Source organism: Streptomyces kanasensis (assembly GCF_043077165.1).
In the GTDB taxonomy this organism is placed as follows: Bacteria; Actinomycetota; Actinomycetes; order Streptomycetales; family Streptomycetaceae; genus Streptomyces; species Streptomyces changanensis.
This window is the reverse complement of record NZ_JBIBSF010000016.1, coordinates 44838-66015: the sequence shown is the minus strand read 5'-3', so window position 1 is coordinate 66015 and position 21178 is coordinate 44838. Positions and strand designations below refer to the sequence as shown.

Annotated in this window: 17 protein-coding genes; 15 read left to right on the top strand and 2 right to left on the bottom strand. The window is 74.0% G+C overall.

Features of this window, described 5'->3' with window-relative positions; genetic code table 11:
- Positions 1-44: 44 nt before the first annotated feature.
- The 12 genes from ACF053_RS28880 to metK all read left to right on the top strand — a co-directional run bounded on the left by ACF053_RS28880 (position 45) and on the right by metK (position 14300).
- Positions 45-1067, top strand: a complete 1023-nt coding sequence (locus ACF053_RS28880; protein ID WP_391956692.1) for an aspartate carbamoyltransferase catalytic subunit — start codon at positions 45-47, stop codon at positions 1065-1067.
- A 6-nt stretch (positions 1068-1073) separates the two neighbouring features.
- Positions 1074-2360 carry a dihydroorotase gene (locus tag ACF053_RS28875; RefSeq protein WP_391956691.1) on the top strand — a complete coding sequence of 429 codons (1287 nt, stop codon included), beginning with the start codon at positions 1074-1076 and terminating at the stop codon, positions 2358-2360.
- Positions 2357-2929 (top strand): PH-like domain-containing protein, encoded by a 573-nt coding sequence (locus tag ACF053_RS28870; RefSeq protein ID WP_391956690.1) that lies wholly within the window; start codon positions 2357-2359, stop codon positions 2927-2929. Before ACF053_RS28875 ends, ACF053_RS28870 begins: the two co-directional genes overlap by 4 nt.
- Positions 2926-4065: a glutamine-hydrolyzing carbamoyl-phosphate synthase small subunit gene (gene carA / locus ACF053_RS28865; protein WP_391956689.1), complete on the top strand. Its 1140-nt coding sequence runs from the start codon at positions 2926-2928 to the stop codon at positions 4063-4065. Before ACF053_RS28870 ends, carA begins: the two co-directional genes overlap by 4 nt.
- The gene (gene carB, locus ACF053_RS28860; protein WP_391956688.1) at positions 4058-7366 is read left to right on the top strand and encodes a carbamoyl-phosphate synthase large subunit; all 3309 of its coding nucleotides are present in this window, start codon (positions 4058-4060) and stop codon (positions 7364-7366) included. The genes carA and carB overlap by 8 nt, the downstream gene beginning before the upstream one ends.
- Before the next feature lie 60 nt (positions 7367-7426).
- The gene (locus ACF053_RS28855) at positions 7427-8530 is read left to right on the top strand and encodes a quinone-dependent dihydroorotate dehydrogenase (protein ID WP_391956687.1); all 1104 of its coding nucleotides are present in this window, start codon (positions 7427-7429) and stop codon (positions 8528-8530) included.
- Positions 8527-9372 (top strand): orotidine-5'-phosphate decarboxylase, encoded by an 846-nt coding sequence (gene pyrF, locus ACF053_RS28850; protein WP_391956686.1) that lies wholly within the window; start codon positions 8527-8529, stop codon positions 9370-9372. The genes ACF053_RS28855 and pyrF overlap by 4 nt, the downstream gene beginning before the upstream one ends.
- Positions 9373-10274: 902 nt before the next feature.
- The gene (locus tag ACF053_RS28845; protein ID WP_016638838.1) at positions 10275-10598 is read left to right on the top strand and encodes an integration host factor; all 324 of its coding nucleotides are present in this window, start codon (positions 10275-10277) and stop codon (positions 10596-10598) included.
- 50 nt (positions 10599-10648) lie between these two features.
- Positions 10649-11242: a guanylate kinase gene (gmk, locus tag ACF053_RS28840; protein ID WP_391956685.1), complete on the top strand. Its 594-nt coding sequence runs from the start codon at positions 10649-10651 to the stop codon at positions 11240-11242.
- Between the two features lie 29 nt (positions 11243-11271).
- Entirely contained in the window at positions 11272-11544 is a 273-nt protein-coding gene (gene rpoZ / locus ACF053_RS28835; protein ID WP_003982715.1) for a DNA-directed RNA polymerase subunit omega, read from the top strand.
- 93 nt (positions 11545-11637) lie between these two features.
- The gene (coaBC, locus tag ACF053_RS28830; RefSeq protein ID WP_391956684.1) at positions 11638-12846 is read left to right on the top strand and encodes a bifunctional phosphopantothenoylcysteine decarboxylase/phosphopantothenate--cysteine ligase CoaBC; all 1209 of its coding nucleotides are present in this window, start codon (positions 11638-11640) and stop codon (positions 12844-12846) included.
- 245 nt (positions 12847-13091) lie between these two features.
- Positions 13092-14300, top strand: a complete 1209-nt coding sequence (gene metK / locus ACF053_RS28825; protein ID WP_391956683.1) for a methionine adenosyltransferase — start codon at positions 13092-13094, stop codon at positions 14298-14300.
- Between the two features lie 52 nt (positions 14301-14352).
- Here metK and ACF053_RS28820 read toward each other — a convergent pair whose 3' ends face one another.
- Entirely contained in the window at positions 14353-15018 is a 666-nt protein-coding gene (locus ACF053_RS28820; protein ID WP_391956682.1) for a hypothetical protein, read from the bottom strand.
- Between the two features lie 65 nt (positions 15019-15083).
- Between ACF053_RS28820 and ACF053_RS28815 the strand changes: the two genes are divergently transcribed.
- Positions 15084-17237, top strand: a complete 2154-nt coding sequence (locus ACF053_RS28815; RefSeq protein ID WP_391956681.1) for a primosomal protein N' — start codon at positions 15084-15086, stop codon at positions 17235-17237.
- Between the two features lie 90 nt (positions 17238-17327).
- On the opposite strand, the gene ACF053_RS28810 is transcribed toward ACF053_RS28815, so the two are convergent.
- Complete coding sequence (locus ACF053_RS28810) at positions 17328-17876, bottom strand: hypothetical protein (protein ID WP_391956680.1); 549 nt, start codon at positions 17874-17876, stop codon at positions 17328-17330.
- A 432-nt stretch (positions 17877-18308) separates the two neighbouring features.
- Between ACF053_RS28810 and fmt the strand changes: the two genes are divergently transcribed.
- Positions 18309-19244 carry a methionyl-tRNA formyltransferase gene (gene fmt, locus ACF053_RS28805; protein ID WP_391956679.1) on the top strand — a complete coding sequence of 312 codons (936 nt, stop codon included), beginning with the start codon at positions 18309-18311 and terminating at the stop codon, positions 19242-19244.
- Between the two features lie 396 nt (positions 19245-19640).
- Positions 19641-21077 (top strand): RsmB/NOP family class I SAM-dependent RNA methyltransferase, encoded by a 1437-nt coding sequence (locus ACF053_RS28800; protein WP_391956678.1) that lies wholly within the window; start codon positions 19641-19643, stop codon positions 21075-21077.
- Positions 21078-21178 lie beyond the last annotated feature (101 nt).

Genomic DNA, 21178 nt, shown 5'->3' with positions numbered 1-21178 from the left:
GGTCACGCCCACGGAACCGACCCACCCCGGAGCCCCACCCCCCGATGAAGCGCCACCTCATCTCGGCCGCCGACCTCACCCGCGACGAAGCCGTCCTCATCCTCGACACCGCCGAGGAGATGGCCCGGCTCGCCGACCGTCCGATCAAGAAGCTGCCCACCCTGCGCGGCCGGACGATATGCAACCTCTTCTTCGAGGACTCGACCCGCACCCGCATCTCCTTCGAGGCCGCCGAGAAGCGCCTCTCCGCCGACGTCATCAACTTCACGGCCAAGGGCTCCAGCGTCTCCAAGGGCGAGTCCCTCAAGGACACCGCCCAGACCCTCGCCGCCATCGGCGTCGACGCGGTCGTCATACGCCACCACGCCTCCGGCGCCCCCTACCGGCTCGCCACCAGCGGCTGGATCGACGCCCCGGTGATCAACGCCGGTGACGGCACCCACCAGCACCCCACGCAGGCGCTGCTGGACGCCTTCACCCTGCGCCGCCGCCTCGTCGGCCGCGGCTCCGCGACCGGCCGACCGACCGGCGACGGCACCGCCCGCGGAGGCAGCGGCCGGGACCTCTCCGGCCGGCGCGTCACCATCGTCGGCGATGTCCTGCACAGCCGGGTCGCCCGCTCCAACGTCGACCTGCTGCACACCCTCGGCGCCGAGGTCACCCTCGTCGCCCCGCCCACGCTCGTCCCCGTCGGCGTCGAGGACTGGCCCTGCGAGGTCACCTACGACCTCGACGGCGCCCTCTCCGCGTGCGACGCCGTGATGATGCTGCGCGTCCAGCGCGAGCGCATGAACGCCGCGTTCTTCCCCACCGAGCGGGAGTACGCGCGCCGCTACGGCCTCGACGCCGCACGCATGGCCAGGCTTCCCGACCACGCCGTCGTCATGCACCCCGGCCCCATGGTCCGCGGCATGGAGATCACCGCCGAGGTCGCCGACTCGCCCCGCTGCACCGTCGTCGAACAGGTCGCCAACGGCGTCTTCGTCCGCATGGCCGTCCTCTACCTGCTGCTGGGCGGCAGCGAACCCGCCCTCACCCAGCCGTCGTCCCGTACCGAGGAGAAGTAACCCAGCATGAGCAAGACCCTGATCCGTGGTGCGAAGGTCCTCGGCGGCCAGGCCCAGGACGTCCTCGTCGACGGCGAGACCATCGCCGCCGTCGGCACGGGCCTGGACGCCGAGGGCGCCACCGTCGTCGAGGCCGAGGGCCGCGTCCTGCTGCCCGGTCTGGTCGACCTCCACACCCACCTGCGCGAGCCGGGCCGCGAGGACTCCGAGACGGTCCTCACCGGCACCCGCGCGGCCGCCTCCGGCGGCTACACGTCCGTGTTCGCCATGGCCAACACCTCACCCGTCGCCGACACCGCCGGCGTGGTCGAGCAGGTCCACCGGCTCGGCCGGGAACACGGCTACTGCGACGTGCAGCCCATCGGCGCCGTCACCGTCGGCCTGGAGGGCAAGCGGCTCGCCGAGCTCGGCGCCATGCACGAGTCCGCCGCCGGCGTCACCGTCTTCTCCGACGACGGCAAGTGCGTCGACGACGCGGTGATCATGCGCCGCGCCCTGGAGTACGTGAAGGCCTTCGGCGGCGTCATCGCCCAGCACGCCCAGGAGCCCCGCCTCACCGAGGGCGCCCAGATGAACGAGGGCGCCGTCTCCGCCGAGCTGGGCCTCGGCGGCTGGCCGGCCGTCGCCGAGGAGTCGATCATCGCCCGCGACGTCCTCCTCGCCGAGCACGTCGGCTCCCGCGTCCACATCTGCCACCTGTCGACCGCCGGGTCCGTCGAGATCGTCCGCTGGGCCAAGTCCCGCGGCATCGACGTCACCGCCGAGGTCACCCCGCACCACCTGCTCCTCACCGACGAGCTGGTCCGCACGTACGACCCGGTGTACAAGGTCAACCCGCCGCTGCGCACCGAGCGCGACGTCATGGCCCTGCGCGAGGCGCTCGCCGACGGCACGATCGACATCGTCGCCACCGACCACGCCCCCCACCCGCACGAGGACAAGGACTGCGAGTGGGCCGCCGCCGCCATGGGCATGGTCGGCCTGGAGACCGCGCTCTCCGTCGTGCAGCACACGATGGTCGACACCGGACTCCTCGACTGGGCGGGCGTCGCCGACCGCATGTCGCACGCGCCCGCGCGGATCGGCCGCGCCACCGGCCACGGACGCCCCGTCTCGGTTGGTGAGCCCGCCAACCTGACGCTCGTCGATCCGGCATACCGTGGAGCCGTGGACCCCGCGGGCTTCGCCTCCCGCAGCCGCAACACCCCCTACGAGGGCCGCGAGCTGCCGGGTCGCGTCACCCACACCTTCCTGCGGGGCCGGGCAACGCTCATGGACGGGAAGCTCGCGTGACACCTCTGATCCCCCTCGCCGCCGAGCCTCAGTCGGCGGAAGTGACCGACTGGGCCGCCCGCCTCGGCTGGGTCGGCGTACTGCTGCTCTTCATCGCCCTCGTCTACTGGCTCATGCGCCAGGGCTGGACCTGGCGCGCCCGCCTCCAGGCGGACGTGCCGGAGCTCCCCGCCGCGCCGGACGAGCCCGGTCCGGCGAGACTGGGCATGAGCGGGCGCTACCACGGGTCCACGACGGCCGGGCAGTGGCTCGACCGGATCGTGGCCCACGGCCTCGGCACCCGCAGCCGCGCCGAGCTGACGCTCACCGACGCCGGCCTGGTGGTGACCCGCCCCGGCGCGCGTGACTTCTTCGTCCCCGCCGACAAGCTCCGCGGAGCACGGCTCGACAAGGGCATCGCCGGCAAGGTCCTCGCCGAGGGCGGCCTGCTGGTCGTCACCTGGGAGCACGGCGACACCCTGATCGACTCCGGCTTCCGGTCCGACCGGGCCGCCGAGCACACCGCCTGGGTCGAGGCCATCGACTCCATCACCACCGAGAACACCACGACGGAAGGCGCCGCACGATGACGACCTCCACCCGGGGAACCAGGGTTCCCGCCGTACTCGTCCTGGAGGACGGCCGCATCTTCCGCGGCCGCGCCTACGGGGCCGTGGGGGAGACCTTCGGCGAGGCCGTCTTCTCCACCGGCATGACCGGCTACCAGGAGACCCTGACCGACCCCTCGTACCACCGCCAGGTCGTCGTCATGACCGCCCCGCACGTCGGGAACACCGGCGTCAACGACGAGGACGCCGAGTCCGCCCGCATCTGGGTCGCCGGCTACGTCGTCCGCGACCCCGCCCGCACCCCCTCCAACTGGCGCTCCACCCGCACCCTCGACGAGGAGCTGGAGCGCCAGGGGGTCGTCGGCATCAGCGGCGTCGACACCCGCGCCCTCACCCGCCACCTGCGCGAGCGCGGCGCGATGCGCGTCGGCATCTTCTCCGGTGGGGCCGTCGCCGACGACGCGGCCCTCCTCGCGAAGGTCCAGGCCGCCCCGCAGATGAAGGGCGCCGACCTCTCCGCCGAGGTCGCCACGAAGGAGCCCTACGTCGTCCCCGCGATCGGCGAGAAGCGCTTCACCGTCGCCGCAGTCGACCTCGGCATCAAGGGCATGACCCCGCAGCGGATGGCCGAGCGCGGCATCGAGGTGCACGTGCTGCCCGCCACCGCCACCGCCGACGACGTCTACGCCGTCAACCCGGACGGCGTCTTCTTCTCCAACGGCCCCGGCGACCCCGCCACCGCCGACGGACCCGTCTCCGTGATGCGGGCCGTGCTGGAGCGCCGGACGCCCCTGTTCGGCATCTGCTTCGGCAACCAGATCCTCGGGCGCGCCCTCGGCTTCGGCACCTACAAGCTGAAGTACGGCCACCGCGGCATCAACCAGCCCGTGCAGGACCGCACGACCGGCAAGGTCGAGGTCACCGCGCACAACCACGGCTTCGCCGTCGACGCCCCCCTCGACACGGTGTCCGACACCCCCTACGGCCGCGCCGAGGTCTCCCACGTCTGCCTCAACGACGACGTGGTGGAGGGCCTCCAGCTGCTCGACCAGCCGGCCTTCAGCGTCCAGTACCACCCCGAAGCGGCCGCCGGCCCGCACGACGCCGCCTACCTCTTCGACCGCTTCGTTTCCCTGATGGAGGGCGAGCGTGCCTAAGCGCACCGATATCCAGTCCGTCCTGGTCATCGGCTCCGGCCCGATCGTCATCGGCCAGGCCGCCGAGTTCGACTACTCCGGCACCCAGGCGTGCCGCATCCTCAAGGCCGAGGGCCTGCGGGTCATCCTCGTCAACTCCAACCCGGCGACGATCATGACCGACCCGGAGATCGCCGACGCCACGTACGTCGAGCCGATCACCCCCGAGTTCGTCGAGAAGATCATCGCCAAGGAGCGCCCCGACGCCCTCCTGCCCACCCTCGGCGGCCAGACCGCCCTGAACACCGCCATCTCCATGCACGAGCAGGGGGTGCTGGAGAAGTACGGCGTCGAGCTGATCGGCGCCAACGTCGAGGCCATCAACAAGGGCGAGGACCGCGACCTCTTCAAGGGCGTCGTGGAGGAGGTCCGCAAGAAGATCGGCCACGGCGAGTCCGCCCGGTCCGTCATCTGCCACTCCATGGACGACGTCCTCAAGGGCGTGGAGACCCTCGGCGGCTACCCGGTCGTCGTCCGTCCCTCCTTCACCATGGGCGGCGCCGGCTCCGGCTTCGCCCACGACGAGGACGAGCTGCGCCGCATCGCAGGCCAGGGCCTGACGCTCTCCCCGACCACCGAGGTGCTCCTTGAGGAGTCCATCCTCGGCTGGAAGGAGTACGAGCTGGAGCTGATGCGCGACAAGGCCGACAACGTCGTGGTCGTCTGCTCCATCGAGAACTTCGACCCCATGGGCGTGCACACCGGCGACTCGATCACCGTCGCCCCGGCGATGACGCTCACCGACCGCGAGTACCAGCGGCTGCGCGACATCGGCATCGCGATCATCCGCGAGGTCGGCGTCGACACCGGCGGCTGCAACATCCAGTTCGCGGTCAACCCCGTCGACGGCCGGATCATCGTCATCGAGATGAACCCGCGCGTCTCGCGCTCCTCCGCGCTCGCTTCGAAGGCCACCGGCTTCCCGATCGCCAAGATCGCCGCCAAGCTGGCCGTCGGCTACACGCTGGACGAGATCCCCAACGACATCACCGAGAAGACCCCGGCCTCCTTCGAGCCGACGCTCGACTACGTCGTGGTCAAGGCCCCGCGCTTCGCCTTCGAGAAGTTCCCGTCCGCCGACTCCACCCTCACCACGACCATGAAGTCGGTCGGCGAGGCCATGGCCATCGGGCGGAACTTCACCGAGGCCCTCCAGAAGGCCCTGCGCTCCCTGGAGAAGAAGGGCAGCCAGTTCACCTTCGTCGGCGAGCCCGGCGACAAGGCGGACCTGCTGAACGAGGCGGTCCGCCCCACCGACGGTCGCATCAACGCCGTCATGCAGGCCATCCGCGCCGGCGCCGACCGCGACGAGGTCTTCGACGCCACGAAGATCGACCCGTGGTTCGTCGACCAGCTCTTCCTCATCAAGGAGATCGCCGACGAGCTGGCCGCCGCCGACCGGCTGGAGCCCGAGCTGCTCGCCGAGGCCAAGCGCCACGGCTTCTCCGACCAGCAGATCGCCGAGATCCGCGGCCTGCGGGAGGACGTCGTCCGCGAGGTGCGCCACGCCCTCGGCGTCCGCCCGGTCTACAAGACGGTCGACACCTGCGCCGCCGAGTTCGCCGCGAAGACGCCGTACTTCTACTCCTCCTACGACGAGGAGAGCGAGGTCGCCCCGCGCGAGAAGCCCGCGGTGATCATCCTGGGCTCCGGCCCGAACCGCATCGGCCAGGGCATCGAGTTCGACTACTCCTGCGTCCACGCCTCCTTCGCGCTGAGCGAGGCGGGCTACGAGACCGTGATGGTCAACTGCAACCCGGAGACGGTCTCGACCGACTACGACACCTCCGACCGCCTGTACTTCGAGCCGCTCACGCTCGAGGACGTGCTGGAGATCGTCCACGCCGAGTCCCTCGCCGGCCCGATCGCCGGTGTCGTCGTCCAGCTCGGCGGCCAGACCCCGCTGGGCCTCGCCCAGGCGCTCAAGGACAACGGCGTGCCCGTCGTCGGCACCTCCCCGGAGGCGATCCACGCCGCCGAGGACCGCGGCGCCTTCGGCCGCGTCCTCGCCGAGGCCGGGCTGCCCGCCCCCAAGCACGGCACCGCGACCACCTTCGCCGGCGCGAAGGCCATCGCCGACGAGATCGGCTACCCCGTCCTCGTACGCCCCTCGTACGTGCTCGGCGGCCGCGGCATGGAGATCGTCTACGACGAGGCGCGCCTGGAGGCGTACATCGCCGAGTCCACCGAGATCTCCCCGACCCGCCCGGTCCTCGTCGACCGGTTCCTCGACGACGCCATCGAGATCGACGTCGACGCCCTCTACGACGGCCACGAGCTCTACCTCGGCGGCGTCATGGAGCACATCGAGGAGGCCGGCATCCACTCCGGCGACTCGGCCTGCGCCCTGCCCCCGATCACGCTCGGCGGCTTCGACATCAAGCGCCTGCGCGCCTCCACCGAGGCCATCGCGAAGGGCGTCGGCGTCCGCGGCCTGATCAACATCCAGTTCGCGATGGCCGGCGACATCCTCTACGTCCTGGAGGCCAACCCCCGCGCCTCCCGTACGGTCCCCTTCACCTCCAAGGCGACCGCCGTGCCGCTGGCGAAGGCCGCCGCCCGCATCTCGCTGGGCGCCACCATCGCCGAGCTGCGCGCCGAGGGCCTGCTGCCGAGGAACGGCGACGGCGGAACGCTCCCGCTGGACGCGCCGATCTCCGTCAAGGAGGCCGTCATGCCGTGGTCGCGGTTCCGTGACATCCACGGCCGCGGCGTCGACACCGTCCTCGGCCCGGAGATGCGCTCCACCGGCGAGGTCATGGGCATCGACTCCGTCTTCGGCACCGCCTACGCCAAGTCGCAGGCCGGCGCGTACGGCCCGCTGCCCACCAAGGGCCGCGCGTTCATCTCGGTCGCCAACCGCGACAAGCGCTCGATGATCTTCCCGGCGCGCGAGCTCGTCGCGCACGGCTTCGAGCTGCTCGCCACGTCCGGCACGGCCGAGGTCCTCAAGCGCAACGGCATCAACGCCACCGCCGTGCGCAAGCTCAGCGAGGGCGAGGGCCCGAACGGCGAGAAGACCATCGTCCAGCTGATCCACGACGGCCAGGTCGACCTCATCGTCAACACCCCGTACGGCACCGGCGGCCGCCTCGACGGCTACGAGATCCGCACCGCGGCCGTCTCCCGCGGCGTCCCCTGCCTGACCACGGTCCAGGCGCTCGCCGCGGCCGTCCAGGGCATCGACGCGCTCAACCACGGCGGCGTCGGCGTCCGCTCGCTCCAGGAACACGCGCAGCACCTGATCGCGGCCCGCGACTGACAGCCCGAACGAGGGGGACACCGGAAACGGTGTCCCCCTCCTCATGAGGACACCACCACCATGTACAAGCTCTTCTTCCGGCTGTTCTTCACGCGGATGGACCCCGAGCGGGCCCACCACCTCGCCTTCCGCTGGATCCGGCTCGCCGCCCGCGTCCCCGTCCTGCGCACCTTCCTCGCCGCCGTGCTCGCGCCGCGGTACGCGGAGCTGCGCACGGAGGCGTTCGGCCTGCGGATGCACGGCCCGTTCGGCCTCGCCGCCGGCTTCGACAAGAACGCCGTCGCCATCGACGGCATGGCGATGCTCGGCTTCGACCACGTCGAGATCGGCACGGTCACCGGCGAGCCGCAGCCCGGCAACCCCAGGAAGCGCCTCTTCCGCCTCGTACCGGACCGCGCCCTGATCAACCGCATGGGCTTCAACAACGACGGCTCGGCCGCCGTCGCCGACCGCCTGGGCGCCCGCGTGCCGGTCTTCCGGACCGTCGTCGGCGTCAACATCGGCAAGACGAAGGTCGTCCCCGAGGCGGAGGCCGCCGCCGACTACGTGAAGTCGGCCGAGCGCCTCGCCCGCCACGCCGACTACCTGGTCGTCAACGTCTCCTCGCCGAACACCCCGGGCCTGCGCAACCTCCAGGCCACGGAGTCCCTGCGCCCCCTGCTGACGGCCGTCCGCGAGGCCGCGGACCGCACCGTCACCGACCGGCGCGTCCCCCTCCTCGTCAAGATCGCCCCCGACCTGGCCGACGAGGACGTCGACGCCGTCGCCGACCTCGCCGTCGAACTGGGCCTGGACGGCATCATCGCCACGAACACCACCATCTCCCGTGAGGGCCTGACCTCCCCGGCGCACCTCACCGGCGAGACCGGCGGCCTGTCCGGCGCCCCGCTCAAGCAGCGCTCCCTGGAGGTCCTGCGCCGCCTCTACGCGCGCGTCGGCGACCGCATCACGCTCGTCGGCGTCGGCGGCATCGAGAACGCCGAGGACGCCTGGCAGCGCATCCTCGCCGGCGCCACGCTGGTCCAGGGCTACAGCGCCTTCGTCTACGAGGGTCCCTTCTACGCCCGCGCCCTCCACAAGGGCCTGGCGGCCCGGCTCCAGGCATCCCCGTACGCGACCCTCGCCGACGCCGTCGGCGCGGACACCCGAAAGGCGGTCCAGTGACAGCCACCCCCGTCCCCTTCGGCGCCCGGCTGCGGGAGGCCATGGACACCCGTGGCCCGCTCTGCGTCGGCATCGACCCGCACGCGTCCCTGCTCTCCGCCTGGGGTCTGAAGGACGACGTGGACGGGCTGGAGACCTTCACCCGCACCGTCGTCGACGCCCTCGCCGGCACCGTCGCCGTCTTCAAGCCCCAGAGCGCCTTCTTCGAGCGGTTCGGCTCGCGCGGCGTCGCGGTGCTGGAGCGGGCGGTCGCCGACCTGCGCGACGCCGGGGCGCTCGTGGTCATGGACGCCAAGCGCGGGGACATCGGCTCCACCATGGCCGCCTACGCCGAGACGTACCTGCGTCCGGACGCGCCGCTCTTCTCGGACGCGCTCACGGTCTCCCCGTTCCTCGGCTACGGCTCGCTGGAGCCGGCCGTGCGGCTGGCGCGCGAGAACGGCGCCGGACTGTTCGTCCTCGCCCTGACCTCCAACCCCGAGGGCGCCGAGGTGCAGCGGGCGGTCCGCGGCGACGGGCGGACCGTCGCCGCGACCATGCTGGCGCACCTGGCCGAGGAGAACGCCGGACAGACGCCCCTGGGGTCCTTCGGCGCGGTCGTCGGCGCCACCCTCGGCGATCTGTCCTCCTTCGACCTGGACGTCAACGGTCCGCTCCTGGCCCCGGGCATCGGCGCCCAGGGCGCCACCCCCGCGGACCTGCCGGCCGTCTTCGGCGCCGCGGTGGGCAACGTCGTCCCGAACGTCAGCCGCGGCGTCCTGCGCCACGGCCCGGACACCGCGGCCCTGCGCGACGCGGCGCGGCGGTACGCCGACGAGGTCCGGGCGGCCGTCGCCTCCTGACCCGCCCCGCCGCACCGCGGGCCGGGCCGACCGGCCCGCGGCGCACCGACGGCAGCAGGCACGCCGTACGCGCCCACTCCGGGCGGGCCCGGCCGCCCGCCACGGCCACCGGGGACGCCGACGGGCCGGACGTGAGCCGCGGCGCCGGTGCGTGCGGTCGGTGAACTCGTGGCCCGACGCGCCCCGACCGGCGCGTTCGGCCGCGGTGCCGGCCGATCCCTCGGTCACCCCGGCCGTCCCGCCGCACCACGGGCCCGGCCGGCCGGTCCGCCGGCCGACGTGCCGGTCGAGGGGCGCCGGCCGCCGGTGCCGGCCGGTCCCTCGGTCACCCCGGCCGTCCGGGCCGACGCGCACCACCGGCCGGGTCCGTCGGTCACCAGCCGTGCCGGTGCGTCGGTCACCACTGCCGGGTCCGTCGGTCACCGGCCGCCCGGTACGTCGGCCACCACCGGGCGGTCAGACCACCACCGCCGACCCGTTCACCGGTCCTCGTCACGCCGCGGGTCACCGGCCAGTACCGGCCGATCCCTCGGCCGCCACCGGCCGGTTCCCGTCGGTTCCCCGGCGGCCCGGGACCGCACTGTGACGCACCTCACTGCGCCCCGGCGCACCGCCGCGCACCAGGCATGCTGCCCCCGCGTGACGCCCCCGGGACGGGCCGTGACGGCTGTTGACGGATTCGCACCCCAAACCTGTGCGTTATGTCCCGTTTGTCGGGCAAGCTCGATGCTGACCAGGACTTTTCCGCTGTTCTCGCTGACTCAGACCCTCATGGCCGCTAGTCTCCGACGAGAGTCAGCGTTCGCAGCGGTCACTGCGTTGCTCGTTGCTCCCTTGGTGTGGGCCGACTAGGTTCCTCACCGGTCCGTATCCGACAGTTCGACATCCGAGGTGACGTAGGCGTGGCTCTTCCGCCCCTTACCCCTGAACAGCGCGCAGCCGCGCTCGAAAAGGCCGCCGCGGCTCGCCGGGAGCGGGCCGAGGTCAAGAATCGACTCAAGCACTCCGGTGCCTCGCTCCACGAGGTCATCAAGCAGGGCCAGGAGAACGATGTCATCGGCAAGATGAAGGTCTCCGCCCTGCTGGAGTCCCTGCCGGGCGTGGGCAAGGTCCGCGCCAAGCAGATCATGGAGCGGCTCGGCATCTCCGAGAGCCGCCGCGTGCGCGGGCTCGGTTCCAACCAGATCGCCTCCCTGGAGCGCGAGTTCGGCGGCTCCGGCGCCTGACGGCCGGTACCGGCGTCCTGGGCGCTCCCGGAAGCTGGAATAATCGCCCCATGGCTGCAACATCCCGGGGGACGACCCCCGAGCCCCCGGACGTACGTCCGCGGCTGACCGTGCTCTCCGGCCCCTCCGGGGTCGGCAAGAGCACGGTCGTCGCCCATATGCGCAAGGTCCACCCGGAGGTCTGGCTCTCGGTGTCGGCCACGACCCGCCAGCCGCGCCCCGGTGAGCAGGACGGCGTCCAGTACCACTTCGTCTCGGACGACGAGTTCGACAAGCTGGTCGCCAACGGCGAGCTGCTGGAGTGGGCCGAGTTCGCGGGCAACCGCTACGGCACGCCGCGACGCGCGGTCCAGGAGCGTCTGGAGTCCGGCGAGCCGGTCCTGCTGGAGATCGACCTCCAGGGCGCGCGGCTGGTCCGCGAGTCCATGCCCGAGGCCCAGCTGGTCTTCCTCGCCCCGCCGAGCTGGGACGAGCTGGTCAGGCGACTGACCGGCCGGGGCACGGAGTCGCCGGAGGTCATCGAGCGACGCCTCGGGGCGGCCAAGATCGAACTGGCCGCGGAGTCCGAGTTCGACGTCACCCTCGTCAACACCTCCGTCGAGGACGTGGCGCGTGAGCTGCTAGCCTTGATGGACGTTGTCTGATTCTTGTCCACTTTTTCGGAAGGTAGAGCGTGTCCTCTTCCATCACCGCGCCCGAGGGCATCATCAACCCGCCGATCGACGAGCTGCTCGAGGCCACTGACTCGAAGTACAGCCTCGTGATCTACGCGGCCAAGCGCGCGCGGCAGATCAACGCGTACTACTCGCAGCTCGGTGAGGGCCTGCTGGAGTACGTCGGGCCCCTGGTGGACACGCACGTCCACGAGAAGCCCCTCTCGATCGCCCTGCGGGAGATCAACGCGGGCCTGCTGACCTCCGAGGCCGTCGAAGGCCCGGCGCAGTAAGCGCTCCTACACGACATCACCAGGCCCGGCGGCACGACCGCCGGGCCTGAGGTGTGTCCCGGAAGTCGTCAGAACCTCAGAGCGGGAGGCGCAGTGTCCGAGTCCAAGCCCCAGGTCGTCCTCGGCGTCAGCGGCGGCATCGCCGCCTACAAGGCGTGCGAGCTGCTGCGCCGGCTGACCGAGTCGGGCCACGACGTCCGGGTCGTCCCGACGGCGTCCGCCCTGCACTTCGTCGGCGCGGCCACCTGGTCCGCGCTCTCCGGCCACCCGGTGTCGGCCGAGGTCTGGGACGACGTCCACGAGGTCCCGCACGTACGCATCGGGCAGACCGCCGACCTCGTCGTCGTCGCCCCCGCCACCGCCGACACGCTGGCCAAGGCGGCCCACGGCCTCGCCGGGGACCTCCTCACCAACACGCTCCTCACCGCCCGCTGCCCGGTCGTGTTCGCCCCGGCCATGCACACCGAGATGTGGGAGCACCCGGCCACCCAGGAGAACGTCGCCACGCTGCGGCGCCGCGGCGCCGTCGTCATCGAGCCCGCCGTCGGCCGCCTCACCGGCGTCGACACGGGCAAGGGGCGCCTCCCCGACCCCGGGGAGATCTTCGAGGTGTGCCGCCGCGTCCTCGCCCGCGGCGTCACCGCGCCCGACCTCACCGGCCGGCACGTCGTCGTCAGCGCCGGCGGCACGCGCGAGCCGCTGGACCCCGTCCGGTTCCTCGGCAACCGCTCCTCCGGCAAGCAGGGTTACGCCCTCGCCCGCACCGCCGCCGCCCGGGGTGCCCGCGTCACCCTCGTCGCCGCCAACACGGGCCTGCCCGACCCGGCCGGCGTGGACGTCGTCCCGGTCGGCACGGCCGTGCAGCTGCGCGAGGCGGTACTGAAGGCCGCCGCCGACGCGGACGCCGTCGTCATGGCCGCCGCCGTGGCCGACTTCCGCCCCGCCGCGTACGCCGAGGGGAAGATCAAGAAGCGGGAGGGGAAGGAGCCCGAACCCGTCGCCCTCGTCCGCAATCCCGACGTCCTCGCCGAGCTCTCCGCCGACCGCGCCCGCCCCGGCCAGATCGTCGTCGGCTTCGCCGCCGAAACCGACGACGTGCTCGCCAACGGTCGCGACAAGCTCCGCCGCAAGGGCTGCGACCTGCTCGTCGTCAACGAGGTGGGGGAGGGCAGGACCTTCGGCTCGGAGGAGAACGAGGCCGTCGTCCTCGGCGCCGACGGCAGCGAGACCCCCGTGCCGCACGGCCCGAAGGAAGCCCTCGCGGACACCGTGTGGGACCTGGTCGTTCCCCGCCTCGCCTGAGGGCGCCCCGCCGTGATTCCGCTCACAGCCCCCGACGCCCGCGAGCAGGGCGAACTCCCGCGCTCGGGCGGGTGATCTTGCCGGTGCCGGTGCGGCCGATGTGGCCAATCAGGCTCCCGTTGTGCGAGACACCTGGTCCAATGCCCGAGAGTGCCCGATAAACTGTTCCCGGAACGACGCGGGGCGCAGCCCCCTGCCGGTCCGCCAACGATCAGCCAGCAGCCGCTGCAAACCCAGGGAGCGTTGTGTCCCGTCGTCTGTTCACCTCGGAGTCCGTGACCGAAGGTCACCCCGACAAGATCGCTGACCAGATCAGCGACACCATCCTCGACGCGCTGCTGCGGGAGGACCCCACCTCCCGCGTCGCCGTGGAGACGCTGATCACCACCGGCCTCGTGCACGTGGCCGGCGAGGTGACGACCAAGGCGTACGCCGACATCCCCACGCTGGTGCGCAACAAGATCCTGGAGATCGGCTACGACTCCTCGAAGAAGGGCTTCGACGGCGCGTCCTGCGGCGTCTCGGTCTCGATCGGCGCCCAGTCCCCGGACATCGCGCAGGGTGTGGACACGGCGTACGAGAAGCGCGTCGAGGGCGATGAGGACGAGCTCGACAAGCAGGGCGCCGGCGACCAGGGCCTGATGTTCGGCTACGCCTCGGACGAGACGCCCGAGCTGATGCCGCTGCCGATCCACATCGCGCACCGGCTGTCCAAGCGGCTCACCGAGGTCCGCAAGAACGGCACCATCCCCTACCTGCGCCCCGACGGCAAGACCCAGGTCACCATCGAGTACGACGGCGACAAGGCCGTCCGCCTCGACACGGTCGTCGTCTCCTCGCAGCACGCCTCGGACATCGACCTCGAGTCGCTGCTCGCGCCCGACATCCGCGAGTTCGTCGTCGAGCACGTGCTGAAGCAGCTCCTGGACGACGGCATCAAGCTGGAGACCGAGGGCTACCGCCTCCTGGTGAACCCGACCGGCCGCTTCGAGATCGGCGGCCCCATGGGCGACGCCGGTCTCACCGGCCGCAAGATCATCATCGACACCTACGGCGGCATGGCCCGCCACGGCGGCGGCGCCTTCTCCGGCAAGGACCCGTCCAAGGTCGACCGCTCGGCCGCGTACGCCATGCGCTGGGTCGCCAAGAACGTCGTCGCGGCCGGCCTGGCCGCCCGCTGCGAGGTCCAGGTCGCCTACGCGATCGGCAAGGCCGAGCCCGTCGGCCTCTTCGTCGAGACCTTCGGCACCGCCAAGGTCGACGTGGAGCGCATCGAGAACGCCATCGCCGAGGTCTTCGACCTCCGCCCGGCCGCGATCATCCGCGACCTCGACCTGCTCCGCCCGATCTACTCGCAGACCGCGGCGTACGGCCACTTCGGCCGCGAGCTCCCCGACTTCACCTGGGAGCGCACGGACCGCGTCGACGCCCTCCGCCGGGCCGCGGGGCTCTGAGGCCCCCTCGAAGTCCGGCACCCCGCGCCCGGGGTCGCCGGACTTCGGCGTGTCAGCGCTCGGCCGGCGGATACCCGACGGCGGTGACGTCCGCGGCGAGGTCGGCGAGCGTCAGCCGCGGGTCCAGGGCGGCGACCAGCCCGTCGGTCAGCGGACGCAGGGCCAGCACGTGGCGCACGGCGGCCAGGTCGACCGGAACCTCGTGCAGGTACGTGGCGACGTCCTGATAGCTCTCGGCGGAGCGGTCCGTCAGCTGCTCGAAGAGGTGGTCGGACCCGTCCGGGTCGCAGGCGTCGGGAAAGTCGATCGTGCCCGTACGCCAGGAGTCGTCCCCGGTGGTCCGCCACAGGCAGGCGGTCACGTTAGGGAAGCCGACGTCGTCGCCGAAGGCCGGCGCGTCCACGTACCGCCGGAAGACGTCCGGGACCTCGTCGACGACACCCGGCCACGGTCGGTCGTCCACGTACGGGCTCATCGGCGACTCGTGGTCGAAGCCCCGCACGAACGCGCCCGCCGGGGCGAAGACGATCGCGTAATCGTCCCCCGAGCCGTTGCTCATCGCGGCGAGCTCCTCGGTCGCCGACCAGCGCGCGTCGAAGGTGAAGCGCCGGTACGCCGGGTCCCGGCAGAGGATCGCCTCCAGCATGGCGAGGGCGCGGCAGTGGTCGCGCAGGACGGGGATCGGCGGCAGGAGCGCGGCGGTGTCGTGAACGGTCACGCGGACATCCAAGCGCACCCCGCTGACAGCCGGCGCTGTCGGTGGGCTCTGGTAGGAATGGGGCTGTGAGCAGCGAGGACGGGAAGGTGGAGGGTGGCCGGGGGCCGGGGGCCGAGCCGCCCGAGCAGCTCGCGCTGATACGGGAGAGCGTCCGGGCGGCGAAGGCGCCGCGGGCCAGGCCGCGGACGTGGCGGGGGGCCGCGCTCGCCGCGCAGCTGCCGGTCGCGCGGGTCGTGGTGAACAAGGGCGTGCTCCACCTCGACCAGTTCTTCGACTACGCCGTGCCCGCGGAGCTCGACGCCGTCGCCCAGCCCGGTGTGCGGGTGCGGGTGCGGTTCGGGGCCGGGGCGCACCAGGTGCGGGGCGGGCGGCGCGAGGGCGGGCGCCTCATCGACGGGTTCCTGGTGGAGCGGCGCGCCGACTCCGACTACTCCGGGCCCCTGGCGGCCCTCGCCGACGTGGTCTCGCCCGAGCCCGTCCTCAGCGCCGAGCTGCTCGCCCTGGCCCGGGCCGTCGCCGACCGGTACGCCGGGAGCCTCGCCGACGTCCTCCAGCTGGCCGTCCCGCCGCGCAGCGCCCGCGCGGAGGGCCGCCCCTCCCCGGAGCCGCTGCCACCGCCCGCCGCGCCGGAGCCGGGGACGTGGTCGCGGTACGCGCGCGGGGAGGCGTTCCTGGCGGCCCTCGCGAAGGGCGCCTCCCCGCGGGCCGTGTGGAACGCGCTCCCCGGGCCGCACTGGGCGCAGGAGCTGGCCCGGGCGGTCGGCGCCACGCTCGCCTCGGGCCGCGGCGCGCTCGTCGTGGTGCCCGACGGGCGGGCGGCCGGGCGCGTGGACGCGGCACTGACCGCCGTCCTCGGTGAGGGGCGGCACGCGGTGCTGACCGCCGAGGCCGGGCCGGAGAAGCGGTACGCGCAGTGGCTCGCGGTCCGGCGCGGGGCCGTGCGCGCCGTCGTGGGGACGCGCGCCGCGATGTTCGCCCCGGTGCGGGACCTCGGGCTCGTCGCGATCTGGGACGACGGGGACTCCAGCCACAGCGAGCCGCACGCGCCGCTGCCGCACGCCCGCGAGGTGCTGCTGCTGCGCGCCGCGCACGACCGGTGCGGGTTCCTGCTGGGCGGTACGGGCTGCACGGTCGAGGCGGCCCAGCTCGTCGAGAGCGGCTGGGCGGGGCCACTGGTCGCCCCGCGCGACCAGGTGCGCGCCGCGGCGCCGCTCGTACGGACGGTGGGGGACGGGGAGCTGGCGCGGGACGGGGCCGCGCGCGCCGCCCGCCTGCCGTCCCTGGCGTGGCAGGCCGTACGGGACGGGCTCAAGAGCGGTCCGGTGCTGGTGCAGGTGCCCCGGCGGGGGTACGTGCCGCGGCTGGCGTGCGAGCGGTGCCGCGCTCCGGCGCGGTGCCGGCACTGCGCGGGCCCCCTGGAGGCGCCCGAGCAGCGGGAGTTGCGCTGCGGCTGGTGCGGGCGCGGGGAGCCGGACTGGCACTGCGTCGAGTGCGGGTCCACCCGGCTGCGCGCCCAGGTGGTGGGCGCCCGGCGCACCGCCGAGGAACTGGGGCGCGCCTTCCCGGCCGTGCCGGTGCGCACCTCCGGGCGGGACCACGTCCTCGACGCCGTACCGGCCCGGCCGGCGCTCGTGGTCAGTACGCCGGGCGCCGAACCGGTCGCCGAGGGCGGGTACGCGGCCGCACTGCTGCTGGACGGCTGGGCGCTGCTGTCCCGGCCCGACCTGCGGGCCGGAGAGGAGGCGCTGCGCCGCTGGATCGACGCGGCGTCGCTGGTGCGCGGTCAGGCCGAGGGGGGGACGGTCGTGGTCGTCGCCGAACCGACGCTGCGGCCGGTGCAGGCACTGGTGCGGTGGGACCCCGTCGGCCACGCCCAGCGGGAGTTGGCCGAGCGGGCCGAGCTGGGTTTCCCCCCGGTCTCCCGGATGGCCGCGGTGGCCGGGCCCGCCGAGGCGGTGGCCGACTTCCTGACGGCCGTGCGGCTCCCCGCCGACGCCGAGGTCCTCGGACCGGTCCCGCTGCGGCAGGTGGCCCCGGGCGGTCCGCGGCGTCCGGGCGACCCACCGCCCGGTGAGGTGTGGGAGCGGGCGTTGCTGCGGGTGCCGCCGGGCAGCGGGGCCGCCCTGGCGGCGGCGTTGAAGGCAGCGCAGGCGGCCCGGCTGGCGAAGGGCGGCACCACGCCCGTGCGCGTCCGGATCGACCCGCCCGACATCGGCTGACGGCTGCGGGCGGGCCGGCCCTGCACGGCAACGGCCGCCCGGCCCGCCGCGGGGGAGGGGCGGCGGGCCGGGCGGCCGGGGAGGGGAGGGTCAGCCGTTGCGCGGGCCGGGGAAGGCGCCCGGGCGGATCTCCTCGCGGTGGGACGGGTCCCGCAGCGACTGGGCCGTCGGCTGCGGCGGCATCGAGCGGGCCGCGGGGACGGACGCCACGGGCGCGGCGACCGGGAGGGTGCGCGTCGTGCCGGCCTCGCCCGCGTGGTCCGCGCCGGCCGTGGCCGGCTGCTGCGCCGACGCCCGGCGGGCGCCGTACCGGCGGTGCACCGCCTGCTTGGTCACGCCGAGCGCCGAGCCCACCGCGTCCCACGAGAAGCCGAGCGAGCGGTCGAAGTCCACGGCCGCGGTCACGAGCGTCTCCACGCTGTCGCGCAGCTCCTGGGCGAGCCGGACCGTGGGGGCCGGGGCCCTGCCGTAGACGACGAAGCCCGTCGAAGGGCCGGAGCGACGCGGGCGGTAGACGTTGCCCAGCTGGGCGGTGAGCGTGCGCAGAGCGTCCACCTGCCGGCGGACCCGCTCGATGTCCCGCACCAGCAGGTGCAGGCTCGCCCGGGCTTGGGCGTCGTGGGTTGCGTGGTCGGCCATTGACAAGCCTCTCGAACCGGCGTTGAAAGGGGGCGGGTCGCGGTCGGGAGCGACCCGATACGGTCAATCTGCTTTGACAACGCGCCACCCGTGGCCGGGGTCACGCAGCGGGGGCGTATCCGCATATGCGCAGGGCGCACGCATATGCGTACGCCCCCCGGGCTTCGGCCTCCGGCCCCCGGGCTCCGGCCCTCGGAAACCCGGAGGCCCGCCCCCCCCGGCCTGCCAGGCACCGGCCTCCGGCTTCTCGACCTCCGGCCCCGGCCCCCCGGCTCCCGGAACCCCGGAGGCCCGGACTCCCGTCGATCACGCCGCGCCATCGGTGCCGGGTGGGTGCGTCGGCGGTCCTAGACTGGTGCGTTGCCCACCGCCCCCGCGGATCCGGCAGGGCTTCTCCCGCCGCGCTCCGACGAACAAGCGAGGTATTACGGAGTGAAGCTCGTCTTCGCAGGCACCCCCGAGGTCGCCGTACCAGCACTGGACGCCCTCATCGCCTCCGACCGGCACGAGGTGGCCGCCGTCGTCACCCGGCCCGACGCGCCCGCGGGCCGGGGTCGCAGGCTGGTCGCGAGCCCGGTGGCGGAGCGGGCCGCCGAGGCGGGGATCGAGGTCCTCAAGCCGGCCAGGCCCCGTGACGAGGACTTCCTCGCCCGGCTCCGCGAGATCGCCCCGGACTGCTGCCCGGTCGTCGCCTACGGGGCGCTCCTGCCCAAGGTGGCGCTCGACATCCCGGCGCACGGCTGGGTCAACCTGCACTTCTCCCTGCTGCCCGCGTGGCGCGGCGCCGCGCCCGTCCAGCACGCGCTGATGGCGGGGGACGAGATGACCGGCGCGTCGACCTTCCTGATCGAGGAGGGCCTCGACTCCGGGCCGGTGTACGGCGTGGTCACCGAGGCGGTCCGCCCCACCGACACCAGCGGCGACCTGCTCACCCGGCTGGCGTTCGCGGGCTCCGGGCTGCTCGCCGCGACCATGGACGGCATCGAGGACGGCACCCTCACGGCCGTCCCGCAGCCCGCCGAGGGCGTCACGCTCGCGCCGAAGATCACCGTTGAGGACGCCCGGATCGACTGGACCGCCCCGGCGCTCCGCGTCGACCGCGTCGTCCGCGGCTGCACCCCCGCCCCCGGGGCGTGGACCCTCTTCCGCGGCGAGCGCCTCAAGCTGGTCCAGGCCGTGCCCGCGCCGGGCCGCACGGAGCTGGCCCCCGGCGAGCTGGCCGTCGGCAAGAACGACGTGCACGTCGGCACCGGCTCGCACGCCGTCGAGCTGCTGTGGGTCCAGGCCCAGGGCAAGAAGCCCATGCGTGCCGCGGACTGGGCGCGCGGCGTGCGCATCGGCGCGGGCGAGCGCCTCGGCGCCGACTGACGCACCGGCCCCGCCCCGGACCCGCGCGGGCCGGGCGTTCCCGGTCCGGACCCGCTCCGCGCCCGGCGCCCGCCCCGGGCCCCGGCCGTCCCGGGCTCCGGCCCTCCCGGCCCGCAGCGCCCCGCTCCCGGACCCGGCCGCCGTCCGGCCCCGCCGGACCGGGACGGTGCCGACCCGTGCGGTGCGGGCGTGCGGTGCGGGCGTGCGGTGCGGCCCCGGGCGGTGCCGGCGTCTGGCGGGGTCGACCCGGCCCCCGCCGGACCGGGGTGCCGGGCCGGGGGGTGTGGCCCCCCGGGTGGCGGGCCCGCCCCGGTCGCCGGTGTCCCGGGGGCCGGGGCGCACGGGCCGGCGCACTACGCTGGAAGGGTTCTACCGAATGCGAAAGCGGAGCACCTTTTGAGCGAGCAAGCCCGTCGCCGTCCCCCCAAGCCCCACCGGCGTCCCAAGAAGGACCCCGTCCGGATCCTGGCCTTCGAGGTGCTGCGCGCCGTCGACGAGCGGGACGCCTACGCCAACCTCGTCCTGCCGCCCCTCCTGCGCAAGGCGCGGGAGAAGGACGGCTTCGACGCGCGGGACGCGGCGCTGGCGACGGAGCTGGTCTACGGGACGCTGCGCCGCCAGGGCACGTACGACGCCATCGTCGCCGCCTGCGTCGACCGGCCGCTGCGCGAGGTCGACCCGCCGGTGCTGGACGTGCTGGCGCTCGGCGCGCACCAGCTGCTCGGGACGCGCATCCCCACACACGCGGCGGTCTCGGCCAGCGTCGAGCTGGCGCGCGTGGTGCTCGGCGACGGGCGGGCCAAGTTCGTCAACGCCGTCCTGCGCAAGATCGCCCAACACGACATGGACGCCTGGCTGGAGCGGGTCGCGCCGCCGTACGACGAGGACCCGGAGGACCACCTCGCCGTCGTGCACGCGCATCCGCGCTGGGTGGTGTCCGCGCTGTGGGACGCGCTGGGAGGCGGCCGCGCGGGCATCGAGGACCTGCTGGAGGCCGACAACGAACGGCCCGAGGTGACGCTCGTCGCCCGCCCCGGCCGGGCCACCCCCGACGAGCTGCTGGAGACGCTCGGCGAGGATGCCTGCCTCCCCGGCCGCTGGTCACCGTACGCCGTGCGCCTCTCCGAGGGCGGCGAACCGGGCGCCCTGGACGCCGTCCGGGAGGGCCGGGCCGGCGTGCAGGACGAGGGGAGCCAACTCGTGGCGCTCGCCCTGGCCAACGCCCCCCTCGACGGTCCGGACGAGCGGTGGCTCGACGGGTGCGCCGGGCCCGGCGGCAAGGCCGCGCTGCTCGGCGCGCTCGCCGCCGGGCGCGGGGCCTTCCTGCTCGCGGCCGAGAAGCAGCCCCACCGGGCCCGTCTCGTCGCGCGCGCCCTGGACGGCAACCCCGGCCCGTACCGGGTCGTCACCGCCGACGGCACGCGCCCGCCGTGGCGCCCGGGCTCCTTCGACCGCGTCCTCGTCGACGTGCCGTGCTCGGGCCTCGGCGCCCTGCGCCGCCGCCCCGAGGCGCGCTGGCGCCGCCGCCCCGAGGACCTGGACGGTTTCGCGCCGCTCCAGCGGTCGCTGCTGGCCGAGGCGCTCGCGTCGGTGCGCGTCGGCGGCGTCGTCGGGTACGCCACCTGCTCACCGCACCTCGCGGAGACCCGGGCGGTCGTCGACGACATCCTGAAGGGGCGAGGGGGAGCCGAGGGGACGAGCGCCGAGCTGATCGACGCCCGCCCCCTGATGCCCGGCGTGCCCGCGCTCGGCGACGGACCGGACGTCCAGCTCTGGCCCCACCTGCACGGCACGGACGCCATGTACCTGGCGCTCCTGCGCCGCACCGCCTGACGGTCTCCCGGCGGGGCCGGGCTCCGCGGGGGGTGCGGCCGCCGGGCGCCCCCGGCGGGCCCCGTCCGCCGGTACGGCGAACGTCCCGCCCGGATTCGCCG